Origin of the sequence: Candidatus Pantoea communis (assembly GCF_011752685.1) — a bacterium.
Classification (GTDB): Bacteria; Pseudomonadota; Gammaproteobacteria; order Enterobacterales; family Enterobacteriaceae; genus Pantoea; species Pantoea communis.
This window is the reverse complement of the sequence record NZ_VWXC01000010.1, coordinates 30100-53562: the sequence shown is the minus strand read 5'-3', so window position 1 is coordinate 53562 and position 23463 is coordinate 30100. Positions and strand designations below refer to the sequence as shown.

The following is a 23463-nucleotide window of genomic DNA, read 5'->3' as shown; positions in this document are numbered from 1 at the left end:
TAAAAGAGTGAGATAAGTGAGGAAAATAAACGGTTGCTAAGCGGCAATAATCGCAAACACGTGCTACCGCGCATAAATTTTTGACCAAATGGTCAAAAATCGCATCTTACTGACCTCCTGATAGAACTAAACATTGAAAAATAGCCATCAAAAGACAAAAATACAATTAAGCCATCATTTTAATAAGTAAAATAAAGGGCAATGATCACATTGCCCTATTCAATCATCATCTTACCGATTGAAATAACCACATCACGATGGTTCACAACACTCACAACATCGATAAATCCAGCACATCCCGCATATCATAGAGGCCAGATTTCTTGTTCTTCAACCAACTTGCCGCCTTAACTGCGCCATTAGCAAAGGTCATGCGGCTGGAAGCTTTATGGGTAATCTCTACACGCTCACCAATATCAGCAAACATCGCGGTATGTTCACCAACAATATCGCCAGCGCGTACGGTAGCAAAGCCGATGGTCTGTGCTTGACGCTCGCCGGTATGGCCTTCGCGTGCGTAAACCGCGTGCTCGTCCAATTTCCAGTTCATCGCATCGGCAATCGCTTCGCCCATCGCTAACGCTGTACCTGATGGTGCATCAACTTTATGACGATGGTGCGCTTCCACGATTTCAATATCAGCATAGTCACCCATCACTTTGGCTGCTTGCTGCAGCAGATTCAGCACCAGGTTCACACCAACACTAAAGTTAGCGGCAAACACAATGCCAATTTCTTCGGCAGCGGCGCGAATCGCTTCTTTACCTGCCTCATCAAAGCCGGTGGTGCCAATCACCATCGCCTTTTTATGCTTGCGACAGAATGCCAGGTATTCCAGCGTACCTTCCGGCCGAGTAAAGTCGATCAGCACATCAAAATCATTGACCACTTTCAGCAAATCATCGGTAACGGTAATACCGGTTTTACCGATACCAGCCAGTTCACCTGCGTCAGCGCCCAGCAGTGAAGAACCGCTACGTGCCAGTGCTGCGCCTAACGCGACACCTTCCGCTTGGTGCACAGCCTGAATTAAATTGCGTCCCATGCGGCCTGGCGCACCAACGATAGCAATGCGGATATCACTCATAATTATTCATTCCTGATACAAATCTATGCATGCAAAGCGTAAACAGGTTAACGGTCAGATAACCGTCACGCCACAATAAAAAAGGGATAATAAGAATTTTATGCCAGCCGCCAAACATTATCAGTAAAAGCAATCCCACCTGCTGGAAGTGGTCTATTTGGCGACGACAGATAAAGAAAAGGCCGAACGATGTCGGCCTGATTCTGTTTCGATAGCAAACGCTTACTGGACGTTGCGCACTTCGACACGCAACTCTTTCGGCACTTCAAACACAATGTTCTCTTCACGGCCAATCAGCTCAATCGCGGCTTCGCCGCCATACTCTTTCAAGCGCTGAATCACCTGCTGCACCAGAATATCCGGTGCCGAGGCACCCGCCGTCACACCGATGATCTGCTTGCCTTTAACCCACTCTTCCTGAATGTCATCCGCTGAATCGATCAGCTTCGCCAGTTTCCCCGCACGCTGTGCCAGTTCGGCCAGACGGTTGGAGTTAGAGGAGTTTTTCGAGCCCACCACCAGCACCACTTCCGCATCACGCGCCAGAACACGCACGGCTTCCTGGCGGTTAGTCGTGGCGTAACAGATATCATCTTTGCGTGGGCCAATAATTGCCGGGAAGCGCTGACGCAGTGCATCAATCACATCTGATGTATCATCAACCGATAAAGTTGTCTGCGTCATGAAGCACAGATTGCCTTCGTCCTTAACGCTCAGCTTGAACACATCTTCCGGTGACTCCACCAAATACATGCCACCGTTGGGGTTGTTGTACTGCCCCATGGTGCCTTCCACTTCAGGGTGTCCGGCATGACCAATCAGAATGGCTTCCACACCTTTACGGCTGGCGCGCGCCACTTCCATATGTACCTTGGTCACCAGCGGACAAGTGGCGTCAAACAGCATCGTGAGATTGCGCGCTTTCGCTTCCGCCCGCACCGCCTGAGAAACGCCGTGAGCAGAGAAGATCAGGATGGCATCGTCCGGCACTTCGCTGATCTCTTCAATGAAGATCGCTCCCCGATCGCGCAAGCTGCTCACCACGTAGCGGTTATGTACCACTTCGTGACGCACGTAGATCGGTGCACCGTACATCTCCAGCGCGCGCTCCACGATGCTAATGGCGCGATCCACGCCTGCACAGAAACCGCGAGGGTTAGCTAACAGGATTTGCATCGCTGGCCTCCAGCACCGGATCAATCTCCAGCACTTCAATTTCAAACTGAATGCGCTGGCCGGCCAACGGATGGTTAAAATCAACGGTGATCGAGTCACCGGAAATTTCACGGATCACACCCGGCATCTCGCTACCACCTCTGCCGCTGAACAGCATGATGGAACCGACTTCCGGTTCGCCAGCATCTTTAAAGTCACGGCGCGAAAAGTACTGAACCAGGTCCGGACTGGTGCCACCAAAGGCATCTTCCGGTGCCAGCGTAAAGGCATGCTTATCGCCGACTTTACGTCCTAACAGTTCCTGTTCCAATGCACCAGACAAGCTGCCATCTCCCAGACGGAACAGCGCTGGTTTGCCGTTGGCGCGTGTTGATTCCGCTGTTGAGCCATCTTCCAGCTTCAGCGTGAAATGCACCAGCAACGCGCTATCGCGCTGTACGAAGTCGGTCATCTGTTACCCTTTCTCTTTTACCTGTTTATCTTTCGGGGTGAGAAAACCTTCTAACACCACCAACGCCGCGCCGATGCAGATTCCGCAGTCAGCGATATTAAAGGTGGCGAAGTGCCAGTCTCCAACATAGAAGTCGATGAAATCGACCACGAAGCCGTGATAAGCACGATCAAACAGGTTACCCAATGCCCCGCCGATAATCAGCGCATAAGCAATATTGGTTAATTTATTACTGGCGCGGTTGCGATACATCATCACCACCAGCGCCACAACGATAGCAATCGCAATGCCGGCAAAGAACCAGCGCTGCCAACCGCCTTTGTCCGCCAGGAAGCTGAACGCCGCGCCATAGTTGTGCGCGTAGAACAGATTCAGGAACGGTATCAGCGGCTGAGTTTCATGCAGCATCATGTTATTCATGATCCACTGCTTGCTGGCGAAATCGACCACGATCACCACCAGCACCAGCCACAACCAGCGCAATCCGGTAGAGCAGAGTTTACTCATCAGGCAAATTTCCGCACTTCACCGTTGCCGGCTACGTTGGTGTAACAACGTCCACAGACCGCAGCATGCTCCGGATTCTGGCCAACGTCAGTAGTGTAATGCCAGCAACGCGGACATTTCTCGCCTTCTGCTTTATGTAATGCGATTTTCAGACCTTTCAGTACTTCGCTCTGCTGCGCTTCATCGCTGGCAGTGGCGTAATCCGCCACCGTCGCGCCGGAAGTCAGCAGGACAAAACGCAACTCATCGCCCAGCGCCTGCAGTTTAGCGGCCAGTTCAGCATCCGCGTAAAGCGTTACTGTGGCTTCCAGTGCGCCACCGATACGTTTATCGCTGCGCGCCTGCTCGATCACTTTGTTGACTTCGCCGCGCACTTTCAGCAGCTCATCCCAATAAGCGTCGTTCAGTGCTTCGTTATCTGCCAGACCAAACAGGCCTTCATACCACTCTTCGGTGAATACGTATTTAGCACGTTCACCCGGCAGGTAGCCCCAGATTTCATCAGCAGTGAAGGACATGATTGGCGCCATCCAGCGCACCAGTGCTTCAACAATGTGCCACAGCGCGGTCTGGCAACTGCGACGCGCCAGGCTGTCACCTTTCGCGGTGTACTGACGATCTTTAATCACATCAAGATAGAACGAGCCCATTTCGATGGAGCAGAAGTGCATCAGACGCTGCACCACTTCATGGAAATCGTAGTTCTCGTAAGACTGGACGATGTCCTGCTGTGCAGCCAGCGCACGGCCAACCGCCCAGCGATCTACCACCACCATCTCTTCGGGTTTCACGCAATCGGTCGCCGGGTTGAAGCCCGCGAGGTTAGCCAGCAGGAAACGCGCGGTGTTACGGATACGGCGATAGCTGTCCGCTGCACGTTTCAGGATCTCATCGGACACCGCCATTTCACCGGAGTAATCCGTTGAGGCGACCCACAGACGCAAGATATCCGCACCCAGTTTGTCCATCACATCCTGCGGAGCCACGGTGTTACCGATGGATTTCGACATTTTGCGGCCCTGACCGTCCACGGTGAAACCGTGCGTCAGTACCTGACGGTAAGGCGCTTTGCCTTTCATCGCCGTCGAGATCATCAGCGAAGACATGAACCAGCCACGATGCTGATCTGAACCTTCCAGATACATATCCGGCGCATGGCCGCCAAATTCTGGGCGCGCATCCACTACGGAATAGCTGGTTGATCCTGAATCGAACCACACATCCAGGGTATCCGGCACTTTGACGTAGTGGTCAGCGTCGTCGCCCATCAAATCGCGCGGATCGAGATCCCACCATGCCTGAATGCCATCCTGCTCTACGCACTTCGCGACTTTTTCCATCAGCTCCAGTGTATCCGGGTGCAGCTGCTCGGTCTCTTTATGTACGAATAGCGCCATTGGCACGCCCCACGTACGCTGACGCGAGATACACCAATCTGGACGGTTCGCCACCATCGCTTCGATACGCGCCTGGCCCCAGTCAGGGATCCACTGCACGCCTTTGATCTCTTTCAGCGACTGCGCACGCAGGCCCTTCTGATCCATGCTGATGAACCACTGCGGGGTGGCACGGAAGATGATCGGGGTTTTGTGACGCCAGCAGTGTGGATAGCTGTGCAGCAGTTTCTCTACGTGCAGCAGCGCGCCTTTCTCTTTCAGCAGCTCAACGATCATGTCGTTGGCTTTAAACACGTTTACACCATCCAGCGTGGGATAGGTACCTGGCAGGTACGCGCCATCCGGGCCGACCGGGTTAGCGGTTTCCAGACCGTATTTCTGGCCGATCACATAGTCATCTGGACCGTGGCCAGGTGCGGTATGCACTGCACCGGTACCCGCCTCCAGCGTAACGTGCTCACCCAATACGACTTTTGACTGGATCTGCTCAAGGAACGGGTGCTGGAACAGCTGCAGCTCAAGTGCTGAACCGTTGCATTCGCCCAGTACTTTCCACTCAGTGATGCCCGCGCGCTTCATCACACCCTCAACCATCTCTTTGGCGAGGATCAAGCTGCGGCCTTCGATTTGCAGCAACTGGTATTCGAACTCAGGATGCAGTGAGATACCGCGGTTGGCCGGCATGGTCCACGGGGTAGTGGTCCAGATCACCAGAGAAACCGGGCCTTCAGAGGCCGCAACGCCAAACTTCGCGCGCACCGCATCGGCATCGACGGCGTTAAACATCACGTCGATAGATGGGGAGGTTTTGTCGTAGTACTCGACTTCCGCTTCAGCCAGCGCCGAGCGGCAATCCATGCACCAGTGCACCGGCTTCGCGCCTTTGTGCAGGTGGCCGTTGCCAATGATTTTACTCAGCGCACGAATGATGTTGGCTTCGGTTTTGAAGTCCATGGTCAGGTAGGGACGATCCCAGTCGCCCAGCACGCCGAGACGGATGAAGTCTTTCTTCTGGCCTTCAACCTGTTCAGCAGCGTAGTTGCGGCAGGCGGCACGGAATTCCGCGGCGGAGACTTTCTCGCCTGGCTTACCGATCATCTGCTCAACTTTGTGCTCGATAGGCAAACCATGGCAGTCCCAACCCGGCACATACGGCGAGTCATAGCCCGCCATGCCTTTCGACTTAACGATAATGTCTTTCAGAATCTTGTTAACGGAGTGACCAATATGAATGCTGCCGTTCGCGTAAGGAGGGCCATCATGCAAAATAAAGGTTTTTTTCCCTTTTTTGGCTTCGCGGATGATGCCGTACAGGTTGTCATCAGTCCAACGTTGCAGCATTCCCGGTTCGCGTTTGGCCAGATCGCCACGCATCGGGAACCCCGTTTCCGGCAAATTCAGGGTAGATTTATAGTCACTCATCAGATTCTCGGTTCCGTATTTCGGTCATTAAGCCGGTGCGTTAAGCCCAAAAAATTGGCGGGCCGTCACCACATCTTTCGCAATTTGTTCTTTCAACGCGTCCAGCGAAGCGAAACGCTGTTCGTCGCGAATCTTCTGTTTCAGCACCACCTCAATGTGGTGGCCATAAAGATTCATATGTGTGTCAAGCAGGTGAACTTCAAGCTGCTGACGCAGACCTTTTACCGTCGGACGTGTGCCAATGTTGGCCACGCCAGCGATGGGCTTGTCGCCCAGGCCTAACACTTCTACCGCAAACACCCCTTTCACCGGCGTTACTGTGCGGCGTAATGGAATGTTAGCGGTGGGGAAACCAATGGTGCGCCCCAGTGCATCACCGTGCACCACGCGCCCTGAAATGCTGAATGGATGGCCCAGCAGCGCTTCCGCCTGCGCAAAATCATCCTGTGCCAGTGCCTGACGTACCGCCGTGCTACTGATACGCGCACCGCCATCACAATAGGTCTGGGTGCTGATGACGTCGAAGCCATACTCGACACCGGCTTTCTGTAATAACAGGAAATCTCCCTGGCGACCAGCGCCAAAGCGGAAATCATCACCCACTGCGAGAAACTTCACGTTGAGTTTATCGACCAGCAGTTCAGCGATAAAACTTTGTGCGGAGTGCGCCGCAAAACGGCGATCAAAGCGGACGCAGAGCACCGCATCAACACCCGCCTGCTCGAGATACTTCAGCTTCTCGCGCAAACGCGTCAGGCGTGCCGGGGCTTTGTCACCGGCAAACAATTCAAGTGGTTGCGGTTCAAACAGCATCACCACCACCGGCAGATTGCGTTGACGTCCTTCAGCAATCAACTCCGCCATCAATGCCTGGTGGCCGCGATGTACGCCGTCAAAATTGCCAATGGTCAGGACGCAGCCGCGATGCTGCTCTTTCAGATTATAAATACCGCGGATAAACTTCATGGCTGACTCAAACCGGTGGAAATCGGCGGATTATACCCTTGAATGGCCTTCAGGTTAACCCGTCTGCGTGCCTTTCCTGCGTATGGTACGGCTTAATGCGCACGCAACCCATTGCTCAGGCAGGTAATGAAGATTTTTAATGCGAAATACTGTATTCAGCGACGTGTTGCTGGTAGAATCCTGCGCCATCAATTACGTAATCAAGCGCCGTTGCTAAAACGACGCTTATTTGCACAAATCCATTGACAAAAGAAGGCGCAAAAGGCATAGTCCTCGGCCTTTGATTTGTCCATATAGATCACATTTGGGAGTTGGACCTTGGCTAATATCAAATCAGCTAAGAAACGCGCCGTAACATCTGAGAAACGTCGCAAGCATAACGCAAGCAACCGTTCAATGATGCGTACTTTCATCAAGAAAGTATACGCGGCTATCGCAACAGGCGACAAAGCTGCTGCGCAGAACGCATTCAACGAAATGCAACCAATCGTGGACCGTCAGGCTGCTAAAGGTCTGATCCACAAAAACAAAGCTGCACGCCATAAAGCAAACCTGGCTGCACAGATCACCAAACTGGCTTAATCGCCTGTTAGGTTATCGCTTTGTCGAAAGAACCGGCGCTTAGCCGGTTTTTTTATGCCTGCGATTTAGCATTAAAGAGTGCGCTGAAATCACGATTGCAGATGCGCTGCACCGCCGGATGTTGAATCATACGCTCGGCAAAGATCACGTGATACTCCTCCATGACCGCCTCCAGACGCCCTATTTCACGGATCGTATCATCGCGATAAATCTCAGCGCCATAGAGTGTCGGCGCGACAAAAATCGCATTGTTCTGCGCACCAAAGGCCTTCATCAAAGCCGCATCATCAAACTCGCCCAGAATATCCACCTGCAACCCCTGGCTGTGAATCCAGTTCAGCAATTTGCGGCCGAGCATCGAGCGACGCCCGGGAATGAGCAGGCGACGCTGCTCTAAACATGCCGGGAAAGGACGATCGGGCAGCGGGGCATTGCACCAGAAACTGACTGGGCATTCGCCGAGTTTCACGGAGAACAACCCTTCCTGCTGAGTGGAGTCGATTGGGCAATCCGAGACAATCATGTCGAGCTTGTGCTGGCTCAGTTGCTCCAGCAACATCTCGTGCGTTGACTCGAAACAGCGCAGATGAATTTTCTCCTCCGACACCACGGCCGCTTCCAGCACTTTGCTCACCAGTGGCTTCGATAATGCATCCGCCACACCCACGTCGAACAACAGATGCGACTCTTTGCGATAGTTAACGATATCCAGCATTTCCTGGCTGAGCATGAACATGCGATCGGCGTAGCGAAACACCAGTTGTCCAAGTTCATTAGGCACTAAACCCCGTCCCTGGCGACGAAACAGCGCGCCACCCAATTGCTCTTCCAGTGCTTTAATCTGACCCGTCACCGTTTGGGGCGTCAGGCACAGGACATCAGCGGCGCGTACCACGGAGCCGGTTTTGCACACCTGCCAGAAATAATAGAGATGATTGAAATTGAGCTGATTCATTATAAAAAAAGGAGGCTTGCGCCTCCTTACCTGTTTATCGCAGTTTGATACGCAACAGCGTGTAACCGATCACTGCCGACAGCAGCGAGCCACTGAGGATACCGAGTTTAGAGAAGGTCACCAGCTGCTCATGTGCGGCGTCAAAGGCCAGTGAGCTAATGAAGATCGACATGGTAAAGCCAATGCCGCACAGCACACCGATCGCCATGATATCGCGTATTGCGGTGCCGTTCGGCAACACCGCCAGTCGCCACTTCACTGCCAGCCAGCAGAACAACGTAATGCCCAGCGGTTTACCGATCAACAGGCCGAGGATAATGCCCAGTGGCTCCGGTGACAGCACGTCGCCAAAGGTAATGCCACTTAAAGAGATACCGGCGTTAGCGAAAGCGAACAGCGGCAGAATCAGCCAGTTTACCCAGGGCATCAAACCGTGTGCCAAGTGTTCTGCAGGCGAATGGCCATCCTTCTCTTCCAGCGGCACGAAGAAGCCCACGATCACCCCTGCCAGCGTGGCATGCACGCCGGATTTAAGCACAGCGGTCCACAGCACCACGCCCACCAGCATGTAAATCGCAATGTTACGCACACCGCAGCGGTTCAATATCGCCAGCAATACGATAGCGCCAGCTGCGACGCTCAGCGACAGCACCGAGAGATCGCTGGTATAGAATAGCGCGATGATCACGATAGCGCCGAGATCATCAATAATCGCCAGTGCCATCAGGAACACTTTCAGTGCGGCAGGTACGCGGCTGCCGAGCAGTGCCAGCACACCTAAAGCAAAGGCAATGTCAGTGGCAGTTGGGATCGCCCAGCCGTTGCGAGCGATTTCATCAGCATGATTGAAACCAAAGAAGATCAGCCCTGGAACCACCATACCACCGAGCGCGGCTATCACCGGGAAGATGGCACGGTCGCGACTGGCTAATTCACCAATCATCAGCTCACGCTTCACTTCAAGGCCGATTAACAAGAAGAACAACGCCATCAACGCATCGTTGATCCACAGCAACAGGTTTTTGCTGATATCCAGTGCGCCAAAACGAATTTGCACCGGCTCAGCGAGGAACGATTGATAACCTTGCGCGGTTTCTGCACTGTTGGCGAGGATCATTGCCGCAACAGCGGCAAGAATAAGCACGATGCCGTTGCTGGCATCACTCGCGATAAAGCTCTTCAGTAAGCTTCGAATACTACGGGGTTTGTTCACAACTCCTCCTGAGCAGGACAATTTTTAGCGGCTAGTTTAGCGGCGTAAATACCTCGTTAAAAGCAGCTTATGTCTCGTTTATAGATCGGTAATAACGATCTATTAAATCACAGCCATAAAAAAAGCGGGGAGTCGCCTCCCCGCTTCATTGTGAACCACTTACCCGATTAGCGGGTCAGATCGTCAAAGAACTTTTTCACACCATCGAAGAAGCTTTTAGAGCGCGGGCTGTTTTTCTCACCCGTTGGGCCGCCAAAGCTCTCTTCCAGCTCACGCAACAACGCTTTCTGTTTGTCGTTGAGGCTAACAGGCGTTTCCACTACCACACGGCACAGCAAATCGCCAACGGCTCCGCCACGCACCGACTTCACGCCTTTACCGCGCATGCGGAACAGCTTGCCGGTTTGCGTTTCAGACGGCACTTTCAGCTTCACGCGACCATCAAGAGTAGGCACTTCGATCTCGCCACCCAATGCCGCCATCGCGAAGTTGATCGGCACTTCACAGTACAGATTGTTATCTTCACGCTCGAAGATCGGGTGTTTCTTCACCGAGACCTGAACGTACAGATCGCCTGCTGGTGCACCATGTTCACCCGCTTCACCTTCGCCACTCAGACGGATGCGATCGCCGGTATCCACGCCTGCCGGGATTTTTACTGACAAGGTTTTCTGGCGTTCAACGCGACCATGTCCATGACAGGCGTTGCACGGATCTTTGATTACCGAACCACGACCGTGACAGGTCGGACACGCCTGCTGCACGGTGAAGAAGCCCTGGCGCATCTGCACCTGGCCTGCACCGTGACAGGTCGAACAGGTCTGTGGCTGCGTACCCGCTTTAGCCCCGCTGCCGTGGCAGACATCACACTCTTCCAGGGTAGGAATGCGGATCTCTTTGGTCACGCCGCGTACCGCTTCTTCCAGCGACAGCTCCATGTTGTAGCGTAAATCGGCGCCACGGGCAGCACGCTGACGGCGTCCACCACCAAAGATATCGCCAAATACGTCGCCAAAGATATCGCTGAAGTCAGCACCGCCGCCGCCAAAGCCGCCGCCACCGAATCCACCACCGCCCATGCCACCCTGTTCAAAGGCTGCATGGCCGTACTGGTCATAGGCCGCACGCTTCTGCGCATCGGTCAGGACTTCGTAGGCTTCTTTAATCTCTTTAAACTTAGCTTCGGCTTCTTTATTGTCCGGGTTACGGTCCGGATGGTATTTCATCGCCAGGCGCTTATAGGCCTTTTTGATTTCACGCTCATCTGCGGATTTAGAGACGCCTAAGATCTCGTAAAAATCACTCTTAGCCATTTTGTTCTGCCCTTAACATGATCGCACGGGCGTGGAGAGATCTCCTACGCCCGTGCTGGTTTCAACGGCTGTCAGGCCAGCCGTCGCGCCCGGTCAGGGGCAATTATTTTTTATCTTTAACTTCTTCGAATTCAGCGTCGACAACATCGTCATCTTTCTTCGCTGAAGCGTCGCCAGCATCCGCTGCGCCCGCCTGTCCTTGCTGCTGCGCCAGTTCCATCAGTTTGCTTGAGACTTCCATCAGAGCCTGCATTTTGGCTTCGATTTCTGCTTTATCTTCGCCTTTCAGCGCGGTGTTCAGCTCGGTCAGCGCAGACTCGATCGGTGCTTTGTCTTCAGCAGACAGTTTGTCACCGGCTTCATCCAGTTGCTTACGGGTGCTATGCGCAATCTGGTCACCCTGGTTGCGCGTCTGCACCAGCTCTTCGAACTTACGGTCAGACTCGGCATTCGCTTCTGCGTCACGCACCATTTTTTCGATCTCTTCTTCGTTCAGACCTGAAGAAGCTTTGATGGTGATTTTCTGCTCTTTACCGCTGTTCTTATCTTTCGCAGACACATGCAGGATACCATCGGCATCGATATCGAAGGTCACTTCGATCTGCGGCATACCGCGCGGTGCAGCCTGGATACCGTCGAGGTTGAACTGGCCCAGAGATTTATTATCACCTGAACGCTTACGCTCACCCTGCAGCACGTGAATGGTCACGGCAGACTGGTTATCTTCAGCGGTTGAGAACACCTGGCTGTGCTTAGTTGGGATGGTGGTGTTCTTGCTGATCAGCGAAGTCATCACGCCACCCATGGTTTCGATACCCAGCGACAGCGGGGTTACGTCCAGCAGCAGAACGTCTTTTACTTCACCGGCCAACACACCGCCCTGAACCGCAGCACCAACAGCAACGGCTTCATCCGGGTTCACGTCTTTACGTGGCTCTTTACCAAAGAACTCAGTGACTTTGGCCTGAACCATTGGCATACGCGTCTGGCCACCAACGAGGATTACGTCGTTGATATCAGAAACAGACAGACCTGCATCTTGCAGCGCAACTTTCAGTGGCTCGATAGAACGGGTCACCAGATCTTCAACCAGTGATTCCAGCTTCGCACGGGTCACTTTGATGTTCAGGTGCTTAGGACCGGTTGCATCTGCAGTGATGTACGGCAGGTTAACGTCGGTCTGCTGTGCTGAAGACAGTTCAATCTTCGCTTTTTCAGCCGCTTCTTTCAGACGCTGCATCGCCAGCGGATCGTTATGCAGATCGATACCCTGATCTTTCTTGAATTCCGCGACTAAGTAGTTGATCAGACGGCTGTCGAAGTCTTCACCACCGAGGTGAGTATCACCATTGGTTGCCAGCACTTCGAAGGTTTTCTCGCCATCAACTTCATCGATTTCGATGATAGAGATATCGAAAGTACCACCACCCAGGTCATATACCGCGATAGTGCGGTTGCCCTGACCTTTGTCCAGACCGTAAGCCAGTGCGGCTGCGGTGGGTTCGTTGATGATACGTTTTACGTCCAGACCCGCGATACGGCCGGCATCTTTGGTTGCCTGACGCTGTGCATCGTTGAAGTAAGCTGGAACAGTGATAACCGCTTCGGTTACCGCTTCACCGAGGAAATCTTCCGCGGTTTTCTTCATCTTTTTCAGCACTTCAGCAGAGATCTGCGGTGGTGCCATTTTCTGGTCTTTCACGTTCAACCATGCGTCACCGTTATCAGAACCGATGATTTTGTAAGGCATGATTTTAATATCACGCTGCACTTCTTCGTCCTGGAAACGACGGCCAATCAGGCGCTTGATCGCGAACAGGGTGTTCTGCGGGTTAGTCACCGCCTGACGTTTAGCCGGCTGACCGACCAGAGTTTCGCCATCTTGTGTATATGCAATGATTGACGGTGTGGTGCGATCGCCTTCGGCGTTTTCAAGCACACGTGCTTTACCACCATCCATAACCGCAACACATGAGTTGGTTGTACCCAAGTCAATACCAATAATCTTACCCATCTAAACGTCTCCCACTTAAATTCTTTGTCAATTAGCGTTGTTAGCAGATGTGCGGTCAAACTGACCCTTTTCAACTGCTGTGACAGGCTTTTTTTGCTGCCTGACATCACTCGATGACAAGTAAATGGGGCCGCTTCAGAGCGCATCAAGGGTTAAAACTAAAATAATTTTAAAAAAATGCGGAAAAGAAAAAGGCGCTTACGCGCCTTAGGTTAGACATTCACCTGATTGAGCAGCGTCGATCGCTGTTTTTCGCTCTGCAGCCACAGGCCAACCAGCAAGCCAATCAGCGCCAACGCCAGCACATACCAGGCCGGCGCCATCGGCGTGAGTTGCATCATCAGCGTCACGCTAATCGGTGTCAGACCGCCAAAAATCGCATAGGCCACATTGTATGAGAAGGAGATGCCGGTGAAACGCACCGCCGCCGGGAACGCTTTGACCATTACAAAGGGCACCACACCCACCACGCCCACGCTCAATCCCGCCAGGCCGTACCAGACGAACAGCATCTCAGGCGAGCCACCCAGTTGATGGAAGAAGTTCCAGCTGAAGATGGCCAACAACAACGAACCGCCCATCAGCGTTAATGCCGCGCCGAAGCGATCCACCAGCCAGCCAGCGACGACGCAGCCAATCAGCAACATGATGGTAGCAACGCTATTCGCCTGCAGACTTAACGCTGCGGGAATCGCATGCTGCTTCTGCATTAATGTGGGTGCCATCAGGATCACCACCACAATGCAGGCCGAAAGCAGCCAGGTGACCAACATCGACACCACAATCCCGCGCTTATGGCTGGTCAGAATGGTTTGCAGCGGGAGTTTCTCGGATAACGCTTTACGCTCCTGCATCTGTTTAAACACCGGCGTTTCATGCAACCAGCGGCGCAGATACATCGCCAGCAAACCAAACAGGCCACCGAGGAAGAACGGAATGCGCCAGCCGTGATCGCGAATCGCAGCCAGTGAAAGCGTGGTGTTCAGCACCGTCGCCACCAGCGAACCCAGCAAAATGCCCGCCGTTAAACCTGCTGTCAGCGTGCCACAGGCAAAACCGATGCGTTTTTCCGGCACATGTTCAGCCACGAAGACCCACGCACCCGGCACCTCGCCACCAATCGCGGCGCCCTGCAGCACGCGCATCAGCAGCATCAAAATCGGCGCTGCGATGCCAATACTGGCATAAGTCGGCAGTGCGCCCATTGCCAGCGTGGGTAACGCCATTAACAGAATGCTCAGACTAAACATCTTCTTGCGCCCAACTTTGTCACCAAAGTGCGCCATGATGATGCCGCCCAGAGGGCGCGCCAGATAACCGGCGGCGAAAATCGCGAAGGTCTGCACCTGACGCAACCACTCTGGGATATCCGGCGGGAAAAATAGCTCGCCAATTACGGCGGCGAAGAAAACGAAGATGATGAAGTCGTAGAATTCCAGCGCCCCGCCGAGGGCGGCCAGCGACAGGGTTTTATAATCCTCGCCGTTGAGACGGCGCGTTGTGTGTGCATCCATAGTCGTGCGGTATCCAGAGGCAAAGTCAGTATGGTTGTAAAGCTGGAGTTACTATACCGTCAATATTTCGCCACACCAGCACCGCTGGATTTTATGCCTGAAAACGGCGATTTTCAGACGTTTGTCTCACGCCTTGCGCTTTTGGGGCGAAATGCTGCTACCACTGCGGGGTTGGTTTCCACGTACGGCCCTTCCAGCAACTGTAAACAATAAGGTACAGCTGCGAAGATGCCCGGCACTTTTACTGCACCATCTTCCGCTTTCAGCCCTTCCAGCGTCTCTTTAATGGATTTCGGCTGGCCGGGCAGATTGAGGATCAGCGACTGCTTGCGGATCACCCCCACCTGACGCGAAAGGATCGCGGTTGGCACAAACTGCAGGCTGATTTGGCGCATCTGTTCGCCAAAACCCGGCATCTCACGATCGGCGACCGCTAAAGTGGCATCGGGCGTCACATCGCGGCGCGCAGGACCGGTTCCGCCGGTGGTCAACACCAGATTGCAGAACAGTTCATCGACCAGTTCGCAGATCGCCTGTTCAATCATCGGCTGCTCATCGGGCACTAAACGGGTTTCGATTTCAAACGGGGTAGTCAGCGCGGCGGCGAGCCAGCTTTCCAGCGCCGGAATGCCTTGATCCTGATAAATGCCATTAGCAGCACGATCGGAAACGGAAATTAATCCAATACGTAAAGTATCCATTAAGTTATCGCTGTGGTTGACCGCAATGCGGCAATTGAAGGGGAATGCAAAAAGGATAATACAAAGCGGAAGCGAGGGGAAAGCGTAAAACCGTGGCGACGGGTGCCGCCACGGCAAATCACCTTACAGCAGTTCGGCGATCATCTTCTCAAGTTTGCCCTGATCGATGGCAAAGTTGCGGATACCTTCAGCCAGTTTTGTCACGGCCATTGGATCCTGGTTGTGCTGCCAGAAGAACTCAGCTTCGGTCATTTTCGCAGGGCGCGCTTTGACTTCACCGGTATAGCTCAGCTTGCGCTCAACCGCGCCTTCGCTCTCTGCCAGCTCTTTCAGCAGGCCCGGAGAGATGGTCAGACGGTCACAGCCGGCCAGTTCGATGATTTCACCGATGTTACGGAAGCTGGCACCCATTACCACAGTTTCATAACCGTGCTGTTTGTAATAGTTGTAGATTTCCGCCACCGACACCACTCCTGGATCTTCATGCGCAGCGTACTCTTTCTTATCGGTGTTCTGCTTGTACCAGTCGAGAATACGGCCTACAAATGGCGAGATCAGGAACACGCCTGCTTCAGCACAAGCACGCGCCTGCGCGAAGGAGAACAGCAGAGTCAGGTTACAGTTGATGCCTTCTTTTTCCAGCTGCTCAGCAGCACGGATGCCCTGCCAGGTTGAGGCCAGTTTGATCAGGATACGGTCGTTGCTGATGCCCGCATCGTTGTACAGCTTGATCAGGCTACGTGCCTTCGCGATGCTCGCTTCGGTGTCGTAGGAGAGACGTGCGTCAACTTCGGTAGAGATACGGCCTGGGATCAGTTTCAGAATTTCCAGACCAATGTTGACGGCCAGCTTGTCAGAAACCAGTGCCAGCTGCTCTTCTTTGTTGCTGCTCTGCTGACGTGCCCAGTTAATAGCTTCGTCAATCAGTTTGCGGTATTCAGGGATTTGAGCGGCGTTGAGGATCAAAGAAGGGTTGGTGGTCGCATCTTGCGGCTGATAAAGCTTCATCGCCGCGATATCACCGGTGTCGGCGACCACAGTAGTCAGCTGACGCAAGGAAGTAAGTTTGTCCGTCATGGTTCTCTTTCTCTTAGGTTGACTGTCAGGGTGTAAAAGGCTGTTGGGATAATATCACGCACAATTCAGTGCGCAACATCACGAAGTGCCTCATTACGATAGCGCTAACAAATGGGAGCGATTTGCCGATCCGTGCAGCTTTTTTGCTACACTCGTCGCAACTTAATTCCCACCAATCCCCTGTAAACAGGCGGGTCAACAAGGACAAACACGATGCTGATGGTTATCTCGCCAGCGAAGACACTGGATTTTGAAAGCCCGCTGGCGACACAGCGCTTTACGCAGTCAACACTGTTAGAAAAATCACAACAACTGATCGATGTTGCGCGCGATCTTTCACCGGCGCAGATCAGTTCACTAATGAGCATCAGCGACAAACTGGCACATCTGAATGCCGATCGCTTCAACCAGTGGCAGCCGCCCTTCACGCTCGAAAATGCGCGTCAGGCAATTCTGGCGTTTAAAGGTGACGTGTACACCGGTTTGCAGGCTGAAACGTTCAGTGATGCAGATTTCGATTTTGCCCAGCAGCACCTGCGCATGCTGTCCGGTTTATACGGCGTGCTGCGCCCACTGGATTTGATGCAGCCTTATCGTCTGGAAATGGGCATCAAGCTGGCCAACCCGGCGGCGAAAGATCTCTACGGTTTCTGGGGTGATTTACTGACGCAGAAACTCAATGAAGCGATGGCCGAGCAAGGCGATGAGGTGCTGATCAACCTGGCATCTGATGAGTACTTCAAAGCGGTGAAGCCGAAGCAACTGAACGGTGAGTTGATCAAGCCGGTGTTCCTTGATGAGAAGAACGGCAAGTTTAAAGTGATCAGTTTTTACGCCAAGAAAGCGCGTGGCCTGATGAGCCGCTATGTGATTCAGAACCGCCTGAGCAAGCCCGAGCAGCTGAAACAGTTTGATGTCGATGGCTATTTCTTTGCGGCTGATGAGAGCAAGGGTAACGAACTGGTGTTTAAGCGCCACGAGCAATAGTCTGGCGTACCATTCGGTGCACATGAAAATCAGGTCGCCCCAATGGCGACCTGAACTCATGACCGGCAGTTAACCGTAGCGGCGTGATTTATCACGCTTATCTCTAGCGCAAATGACCTTTCTGCCGCAGATGCCGTACCAGCACGCGGCCTTCGGGCATAAACTCGGTGCCAAAACGCACCAGTCCCACCTGCTTTAACTCAGCTTCTAACGTATAGCGCAGATGACCCGGCGTGCGCTGTTCCATCAAGGTCAGCTGCACCTCTTTAAGTCGGGGCTCATATTTCAGCAGCGTGTAGCGCAGGATCGCCATCAGCCGATGCGCGGTGGCGGGCAATCCCTGCAGAATCACGCTCATATCCGGCAGACCATAATCGGGCAGATGCGCCAGCGATCCAGCGCGGCTGTTGAGAATGCGCTGCATGTTATCCAGCACCGACAGGATCACCTGCTCCCGCTCATCCACCTGATTCAGATCCAACTCCCCCTCAAAGTTGAAGGAGAGCATTTCATACAGCGAAGGATTCATCGCTATTCCTTGTGCTTCAACGCTAAATCGCCATTGCCCAGCACGATCACCCGCGCATCATCAGCATCGAGATCGTCGCGATCCAGCACCAAACGCCAGCTGTTCTTTTGTAAATCAGGCGAGCGGAACAAACCGACCACAGCGACGTATTTGGCTTCTTTATCCATCGGCACATCCAGTGACACGCTGCCGCCCGGCATGACGGTGACATCACGTTGCGCCAGCAGGTCGCCTTTTAGCGTGCTGTCCGCCTGGGTTAACAGCGTCTGATAATCGGCTTTATCGAACGCCTGACGATCCTTCAGCTGATAAACCCGCAGCAGCGTGGCGAGCGGTACATCACCTTCATCGCTGTTGACGCCGCTGCGTGTGGTGAAATCAAGATGCAGCGTGGTGATCTTCTTATAGAAAATGGATCGCGTCATTGAAGCCGTGCCTTCGGAAACACTCTGCGTCAAACCACAACCGCTGAGCAGCGCTACGCCAATCATCGTTACTGCCGCGAATTTAAAATTGATAACCGCCATCAATGGCCTCTCGTTGAACAGGATTAGGAGTCAGTCCCTGGTAGACATCCAGGTTTATCGTGATGTTGTCCGGCAGCGATGCTGGCTTGCGTTTGGCGCTGAAGCCCAGAATCGCGCTGCGCCCCAGCTGCACATGGTGGCGCTGCAGCCGGGCATCGGGCAGTACGCTGTGCGGTAACGTCAGCTGGAGTTTGGCGCTGCAGCGCCAGCCAAGGTATACCCGCAGCAGCACCAGCAGGTCGCTGTGCAGTTGACCGCCGGGCTGCCAGCCACGCGCTTCTTCGGCATCAGCGGTATAGAGCTTCAACAGCAGTTGGCTGTTGGCATCGACACCGACCTTGCCCAGCACCTGGCGTTGTGACAGTAAGGTGCGTTGCTGCGGATTAAACCCGGCGGGTTGCGCCAGCGGCACCGATTGCGGCCAGTGGGCGATCACCCGCGCGCGCGTATGCGGGGCCAACAGCGTCACCAGCGACTGCACACCTTCTGCGGTACGTGTCGGCAATCGCATGGTGCTAAGGAGCGCAAGAAAGCGCGACATGGGCGTGGCGATCTTACGTGCCGATCCTGGAATGCCCAGACCGATCAACCCCAGTAAACACTGTGAGGTGGCATCGCTGCCGCCCGCTTCGTAGCTGGCGGGATAAGAGTATTTGCGCCAGATGCGATAAAACTGCGTCAGCATGCGGTGGTTAAAAATATCCAGAAAGCCTTCAATCGCCTGATGCCCTTCGCGGCGCTGGGCAATGTCATCGAGATAGCGCGTGGGCAGTGGCGAGTCCACGCCGTATAAGCCCAGGAAAGTGGTGCGCACAGAAGGCAACTGATCCGGTGTTTCACCCCACTCGACGCGTTTCATCTCACTGCTGGGAAAGCCCATGCCCGGATGCGGCCGAAAGCGCAGCGGATCGTTGGCGGGCGATGAAGTCGATCCCAGTGGCGCAGTACCCGCACTGGCATTTTCCACCAGCTGACAGAAGCGATAAAAATTGGTTTTGTGGATCACCGGCGCGATCCGCGCAATCACCCCGGAATTCGCTGGCTGTGATTCTCTTTCCATCGCAGGCATCGTCCTCCAGGTTGCAAAATCAAAGTTAACTGATTGAAAAGATGAATATCAGCGTAACGAGCAAAGAACTGATTTAGCATCTCGCCAAACAAGCAGATATCGCCCTCGCCGCTGAAGCCATCGCTGTTGAGGGTCACTTCGATATCCACGCCGCGTAGCAAGAAGCCCTGCTCAAAGCGCTGAATCAGATGGTGTTTCACTTCCACAATGGCTTCCAGACGGCGGCGGTTCATCTCGCTGTCGGTCCAGTCATACAGCGCCAGCGTGCCGCGAAGCACCTCGGCGTTGTCCATCATGCTCAGGAAGTTTGATCCCAGATGGCTCAGGATGCGCCAGTGAAAACGATCTTCTGCCGGGGGGTAACAAGGCAGCGTTGGCGCGCAAAGGTTTTGCACCCGCAGCGGCACCTGGGTAGTTTGCAACGCGGTGTCAAGTAAGGTGCTGCGCAGCGCTTTGCGCGGTAACTGACCGTTGGTGCCGGTAATGCGCAGCGACAGGGTTTCGCCCGCCTGCTGCTTATCATCCTCAAACGCGTCGCCACCGAGAATGATCCAGGTATCGTGCAAACCGGATGGCCCGCGTCGGACACGCGTGTGGAAATAACGCTCTGGCGCATTGTGCCGCAGCATCCCGCCACGATGGCGGAAGCTGGTGAAAGGCACATACTCCTGCTCGTTGGCACGCTTGGAGGATCGCACGGAGTCCACCGAGTAAATTTCGGTGTGTCCATCCTGCACACGCAGTGGCCGCAGCAAGTACTCGTTTTCCAGCCCAGTTATGGTGAGAGGATCGGCATCCATCGTGAACAGATTCACCACGGGCACACAATGCAGGCGGAAGCTGTCGCGGTTAAACGGCAGGTCATACTGCCAGTGCTCGCTCAACACAATGTCGATTTCGAACCACGGCAATGAGGCGGGCAGCAGCACCTGTTCGAGGCCATTAAGCGCCACAAACATAAACTTCTCGCGGAAGGTGAAGTACTCCAGCAGCAGCTGGTAACCGCTAAATGCGGTGTCGCTTTTCGGCCAAAGACAATCCTCTGAGTCAAAGCCCTTTGGCGAAAAATATCCGTCCAGTCGACGGCGATCGGGCACTGGCTGGCCGGGATAGCGCAGATAAATCGCGTGAGTTTGTCGGGTCAATGCCAGGTGCAATGCAGACGCTACGGGCGTATCGGCATTGAGATAGAGCGGCAAAGCGCTCAAATCCACTTCACGCCAGTCGGCTAAGGCGCTGCAATCAAAGCGCAGACGGATCATTGAACGTCCATCCGCCTCGGTTTGGAGTGAGGCATCGCTCAGCGTCAGCGGATTGATGGTCATGGGTTGCGTGGTGCGATAACGACAACGCGTCCCTTTGCTGCCCACTGGTTGCGACATCACTTCAAAGCCGCTGTCGAGGGTTTCACTGACTTTCATCGCCCGGTGCTGCGGCGCCAGTTCGACAATCGACAGAGACGGAATGGTGCGCAGATAGTGCGGCCACAACAGGCTGACCAACCCTTCGGTGAGTTCTGGCAGGTCATCATCCAGCTTCTCTCTCAGGCGGCCCATCAAAAAGGCAAAGCCCTCAAACAGACGTTCCACGTAAGGGTCGCGGTCACCCACTTTGTCCAGATTTAGCATCGCGGCACGATCGGGATGCGCCAGGGCAAACTCGTGTGCAGCCTCTTTCAGATAACGCATTTCCGCTTCGTAGTAGCGCAGCGTTAAGTCATCCATGTAAACCTCATTGGTTCTTGTCGTATCAGGTGTTAAACAGCACCGCTGCCTGCACCGGGTCGATGGCGACCAGGCCCGCTAGCAGTGCGTCGATTTGTCTTGATAGCGCAGCTTTATCTCCTTCGCTACGTTGCAGTTTCAGGCGCAACAGCTTTAGCAGACGTGCTTTCACCTCAAACAGCAGCGTGGGTTCCCACTGCTCCAGACGCAGCGACTGATCGCCCCGATCCAGTTCGCTCAGCAGATGCTGTGCCATATCATTTTTGCCGCAGGACTCCGCCACGCGCGCCATTAGCAATCGCTGCAACCAGCGCTCGCGACGTGTGCTGACCTCCGGCGCGTCACTGATCCAGCGCAGCGCCGCATCCAGGCCATCGCTATCGGCGCGAGTCAGCGCCTCTTCTTCCAGCGCGGCGATGTCATAACCCGCGCCGCTGTTGACCACGCGCGTTTCCGGCTGCCAGCGCGGCTGATTACCCTGCACGTGCTGGGCAATCCACTGGCGCGTGGTGTCATCCGCGAAGGCGGTGCCATCGTTGAAGCGCTGGTTTTCCAGCTCGGGTAAACGCTCAAGAAACATGCCGAGGTCGCGTTTGGCGATTTCCGCCCACTGCGAATAAGGATGGCCAGATTTACTCAGCGCCTGATTGGCATACCAGTGCAGATCCAGCCAAAAGTGATTCACGCCCTCGATAAACATGCGTTCCACCTGCTCCAGCAACTCCATCCAGCTCTGTTGCAGATGCAGGCGTTTCAACTGGGCGCGAAGTTCGCTACGCGGCGGGATCAGGCGTGTATTGCCGCTGCTATCCTGTGCCGGAAGTTGATGCACCGTATCCCAACGCACGCTGCGCATCATGCGCGAACTGGCTAGCCAGCCCTGCGGTTGGTCGCGCAGGTAGCGGGTCAGTTCTCGCGCCTGATCGATCAGATCACGGCCCGACTGAATCCGGGTCACTGCAACCGGTGCACTCTGCACTGCCGCCGCCGATGACTCTGTGGTGGGTGCCCCCTGCGGGCTTTGCTGGCTGGCACCGCCCGCCAGCTGCAGACGGGTTTCCAGCATTTTGACCAACCCATCCAGATCGGGCTGATTGGTGACCTCCCACGTTGCAAACTGGCTGTTGAGCAGACCGAGGGCGGCGATGGCTTGTTCAATTGCCTCACGATTGGCCTTGGGAAACAGCGAAAGGCTGTCCTGTACTTTGCTCCCCGCCAACCACTCCAGCGCGGCCTTACGGCTTTTGCCTCTGGCCGGCAGCAGTTGCTCACCGAAGTTTGCCACCAGACCCGACAGCAGCGTGATGCCTGCCGCCAGTCCGGCATCGCCCTCCTGATGCAATCTCGCCCAGCAGTAATAGGTGGCGACACGGACATCCTTGCACTGTTGCGTCAGCTGTTTTTCTGCCAGCTGGGCGATCAGTGCGGTATCCACGCCAGAGAGTTTGTTGACCTCTTCGCGCATTAGCTGGAAATCATCTTCATACGAAGGATCTTCACCAACGGGAGAGGATGCGCTTATGGGCTGCAGCCACGGCTGCCACGCTGCAAGCTGCTGTTGCGCCTGTTGATCGGCATCGCGCTGCCCGAAGCAGCGTTGAATCAGTTTTTGTAACATCATGATGGTGTTTAATCTGAAGAGATGGATAGCGGCTCGAAGGTTATCGCGTTCGTTAGTACGCGCTCGTGCAGACAATGGTGGCGATTACGATGACGCGCTGCTGTCAGGATTGGGCGCTCTAATATGGTGACGCGTAGCCAGCATCACTCTGACCAGGAACACAATAAGCAGCAGTAAGCCTGCTAGCATCACTAACCCGCCGGAAAACGACAGCATCCGCGCATTTTCAGGGTGTTGTGGATCATAGTAGAGGGTGACACGATTGCCGCGTTGAACGCTGACGAGCCAACTGTAATTACTCGTTTTGACACGCCGGAGCTGACCGTCTGCCGAGCGATATTCCACAATCGGGATACGAGTGACGCGCTCTGAGCCAAAGTAACAGACGCCATTTTCGCAGGAGTAATCGCCGTCGCTTTTTGTCTTCCAGCGCGTCCTTTCAATATAATCGACAATCACACCTTCGGTTTTCTGCCAGTACATCATTTGGTGCCATGAGTGCCAAAGCCCCCTCACACCAAAAAAGCTGAAAAACACGATACCTATCAGTGCACCAAAAAAGATCCCGCGCATAATGCGCAGATCTATACGCTGCTCGCGCTGCTTCCGCTTTAGCCACTTACGGCGCACA

The 23463-nt window shown here is 54.3% G+C and carries 21 protein-coding genes; 2 read left to right on the top strand and 19 right to left on the bottom strand.

Translation table 11 applies throughout. From position 1 onward, the window contains the following. Positions 1–271: 271 nt before the first annotated feature. The 6 genes from dapB to ribF form a co-directional block, all read right to left on the bottom strand. Positions 272–1087, bottom strand: coding sequence for a 4-hydroxy-tetrahydrodipicolinate reductase (gene dapB, locus F3J37_RS14430; protein WP_166934017.1), 816 nt, complete (start codon positions 1085–1087; stop codon positions 272–274). Positions 1088–1309: 222 nt separating this feature from the next. Continuing rightward, a complete protein-coding gene (ispH, locus tag F3J37_RS14425) occupies positions 1310–2263 on the bottom strand; it encodes a 4-hydroxy-3-methylbut-2-enyl diphosphate reductase (RefSeq protein ID WP_034826097.1) in 954 nt (317 codons plus the stop codon). Then, positions 2244–2714, bottom strand: coding sequence for an FKBP-type peptidyl-prolyl cis-trans isomerase (gene fkpB, locus F3J37_RS14420; protein WP_160869768.1), 471 nt, complete (start codon positions 2712–2714; stop codon positions 2244–2246). The genes ispH and fkpB overlap by 20 nt, the downstream gene beginning before the upstream one ends. A gap of 3 nt (positions 2715–2717) precedes the next feature. Then, complete coding sequence (gene lspA, locus F3J37_RS14415) at positions 2718–3221, bottom strand: signal peptidase II (RefSeq protein ID WP_038649144.1); 504 nt, start codon at positions 3219–3221, stop codon at positions 2718–2720. Next, positions 3221–6040: an isoleucine--tRNA ligase gene (gene ileS / locus F3J37_RS14410; protein WP_166934015.1), complete on the bottom strand. Its 2820-nt coding sequence runs from the start codon at positions 6038–6040 to the stop codon at positions 3221–3223. The genes lspA and ileS overlap by 1 nt, the downstream gene beginning before the upstream one ends. Positions 6041–6067: 27 nt before the next feature. Further along, a complete protein-coding gene (gene ribF / locus F3J37_RS14405; protein WP_034826105.1) occupies positions 6068–7006 on the bottom strand; it encodes a bifunctional riboflavin kinase/FAD synthetase in 939 nt (312 codons plus the stop codon). 318 nt (positions 7007–7324) lie between these two features. On the opposite strand from ribF, the gene rpsT reads away from it, so the two are divergent. Beyond that, a complete protein-coding gene (rpsT, locus tag F3J37_RS14400; protein WP_034826107.1) occupies positions 7325–7588 on the top strand; it encodes a 30S ribosomal protein S20 in 264 nt (87 codons plus the stop codon). A gap of 52 nt (positions 7589–7640) precedes the next feature. Here the strand turns inward: rpsT and nhaR are convergent, their stop codons facing one another. From nhaR to tal, 7 genes are all read right to left on the bottom strand, one after another. Beyond that, on the bottom strand, positions 7641–8543 hold the full coding sequence (nhaR, locus tag F3J37_RS14395) for a transcriptional activator NhaR (protein WP_058959366.1): 903 nt from the start codon (positions 8541–8543) through the stop codon (positions 7641–7643). Positions 8544–8577: 34 nt separating this feature from the next. Beyond that, complete coding sequence (nhaA, locus tag F3J37_RS14390) at positions 8578–9756, bottom strand: Na+/H+ antiporter NhaA (RefSeq protein ID WP_034826111.1); 1179 nt, start codon at positions 9754–9756, stop codon at positions 8578–8580. Between the two features lie 167 nt (positions 9757–9923). After that, positions 9924–11069, bottom strand: coding sequence for a molecular chaperone DnaJ (gene dnaJ, locus F3J37_RS14385; RefSeq protein ID WP_034826114.1), 1146 nt, complete (start codon positions 11067–11069; stop codon positions 9924–9926). A 103-nt stretch (positions 11070–11172) separates the two neighbouring features. After that, positions 11173–13083: a molecular chaperone DnaK gene (gene dnaK / locus F3J37_RS14380; RefSeq protein WP_097118312.1), complete on the bottom strand. Its 1911-nt coding sequence runs from the start codon at positions 13081–13083 to the stop codon at positions 11173–11175. 212 nt (positions 13084–13295) lie between these two features. Next, positions 13296–14597: an MFS transporter gene (locus F3J37_RS14375; RefSeq protein WP_166934013.1), complete on the bottom strand. Its 1302-nt coding sequence runs from the start codon at positions 14595–14597 to the stop codon at positions 13296–13298. Positions 14598–14710: 113 nt separating this feature from the next. After that, positions 14711–15298, bottom strand: coding sequence for a molybdopterin adenylyltransferase (gene mog, locus F3J37_RS14370; RefSeq protein ID WP_034826120.1), 588 nt, complete (start codon positions 15296–15298; stop codon positions 14711–14713). Positions 15299–15421: 123 nt separating this feature from the next. Beyond that, on the bottom strand, positions 15422–16375 hold the full coding sequence (tal, locus tag F3J37_RS14365; protein ID WP_166934011.1) for a transaldolase: 954 nt from the start codon (positions 16373–16375) through the stop codon (positions 15422–15424). A gap of 213 nt (positions 16376–16588) precedes the next feature. On the opposite strand from tal, the gene yaaA reads away from it, so the two are divergent. Continuing rightward, on the top strand, positions 16589–17362 hold the full coding sequence (yaaA, locus tag F3J37_RS14360; protein ID WP_166934009.1) for a peroxide stress protein YaaA: 774 nt from the start codon (positions 16589–16591) through the stop codon (positions 17360–17362). A gap of 103 nt (positions 17363–17465) precedes the next feature. Here the strand turns inward: yaaA and tssE are convergent, their stop codons facing one another. From tssE to F3J37_RS14330, 6 genes are all read right to left on the bottom strand, one after another. Continuing rightward, on the bottom strand, positions 17466–17891 hold the full coding sequence (gene tssE, locus F3J37_RS14355; RefSeq protein ID WP_182059038.1) for a type VI secretion system baseplate subunit TssE: 426 nt from the start codon (positions 17889–17891) through the stop codon (positions 17466–17468). 2 nt (positions 17892–17893) lie between these two features. Then, entirely contained in the window at positions 17894–18418 is a 525-nt protein-coding gene (tssJ, locus tag F3J37_RS14350; RefSeq protein ID WP_166934007.1) for a type VI secretion system lipoprotein TssJ, read from the bottom strand. Then, positions 18399–19478 carry a type VI secretion system baseplate subunit TssG gene (gene tssG / locus F3J37_RS14345; protein WP_166934005.1) on the bottom strand — a complete coding sequence of 360 codons (1080 nt, stop codon included), beginning with the start codon at positions 19476–19478 and terminating at the stop codon, positions 18399–18401. The genes tssJ and tssG overlap by 20 nt, the downstream gene beginning before the upstream one ends. Further along, the gene (tssF, locus tag F3J37_RS14340; RefSeq protein WP_034826134.1) at positions 19442–21211 is read right to left on the bottom strand and encodes a type VI secretion system baseplate subunit TssF; all 1770 of its coding nucleotides are present in this window, start codon (positions 21209–21211) and stop codon (positions 19442–19444) included. The genes tssG and tssF overlap by 37 nt, the downstream gene beginning before the upstream one ends. 25 nt (positions 21212–21236) lie before the next feature. After that, positions 21237–22829 carry a type VI secretion system protein TssA gene (tssA, locus tag F3J37_RS14335; RefSeq protein WP_166934142.1) on the bottom strand — a complete coding sequence of 531 codons (1593 nt, stop codon included), beginning with the start codon at positions 22827–22829 and terminating at the stop codon, positions 21237–21239. An 87-nt stretch (positions 22830–22916) separates the two neighbouring features. After that, positions 22917–23462 carry a DUF3592 domain-containing protein gene (locus F3J37_RS14330; protein WP_166934003.1) on the bottom strand — a complete coding sequence of 182 codons (546 nt, stop codon included), beginning with the start codon at positions 23460–23462 and terminating at the stop codon, positions 22917–22919. Position 23463 lies beyond the last annotated feature (1 nt).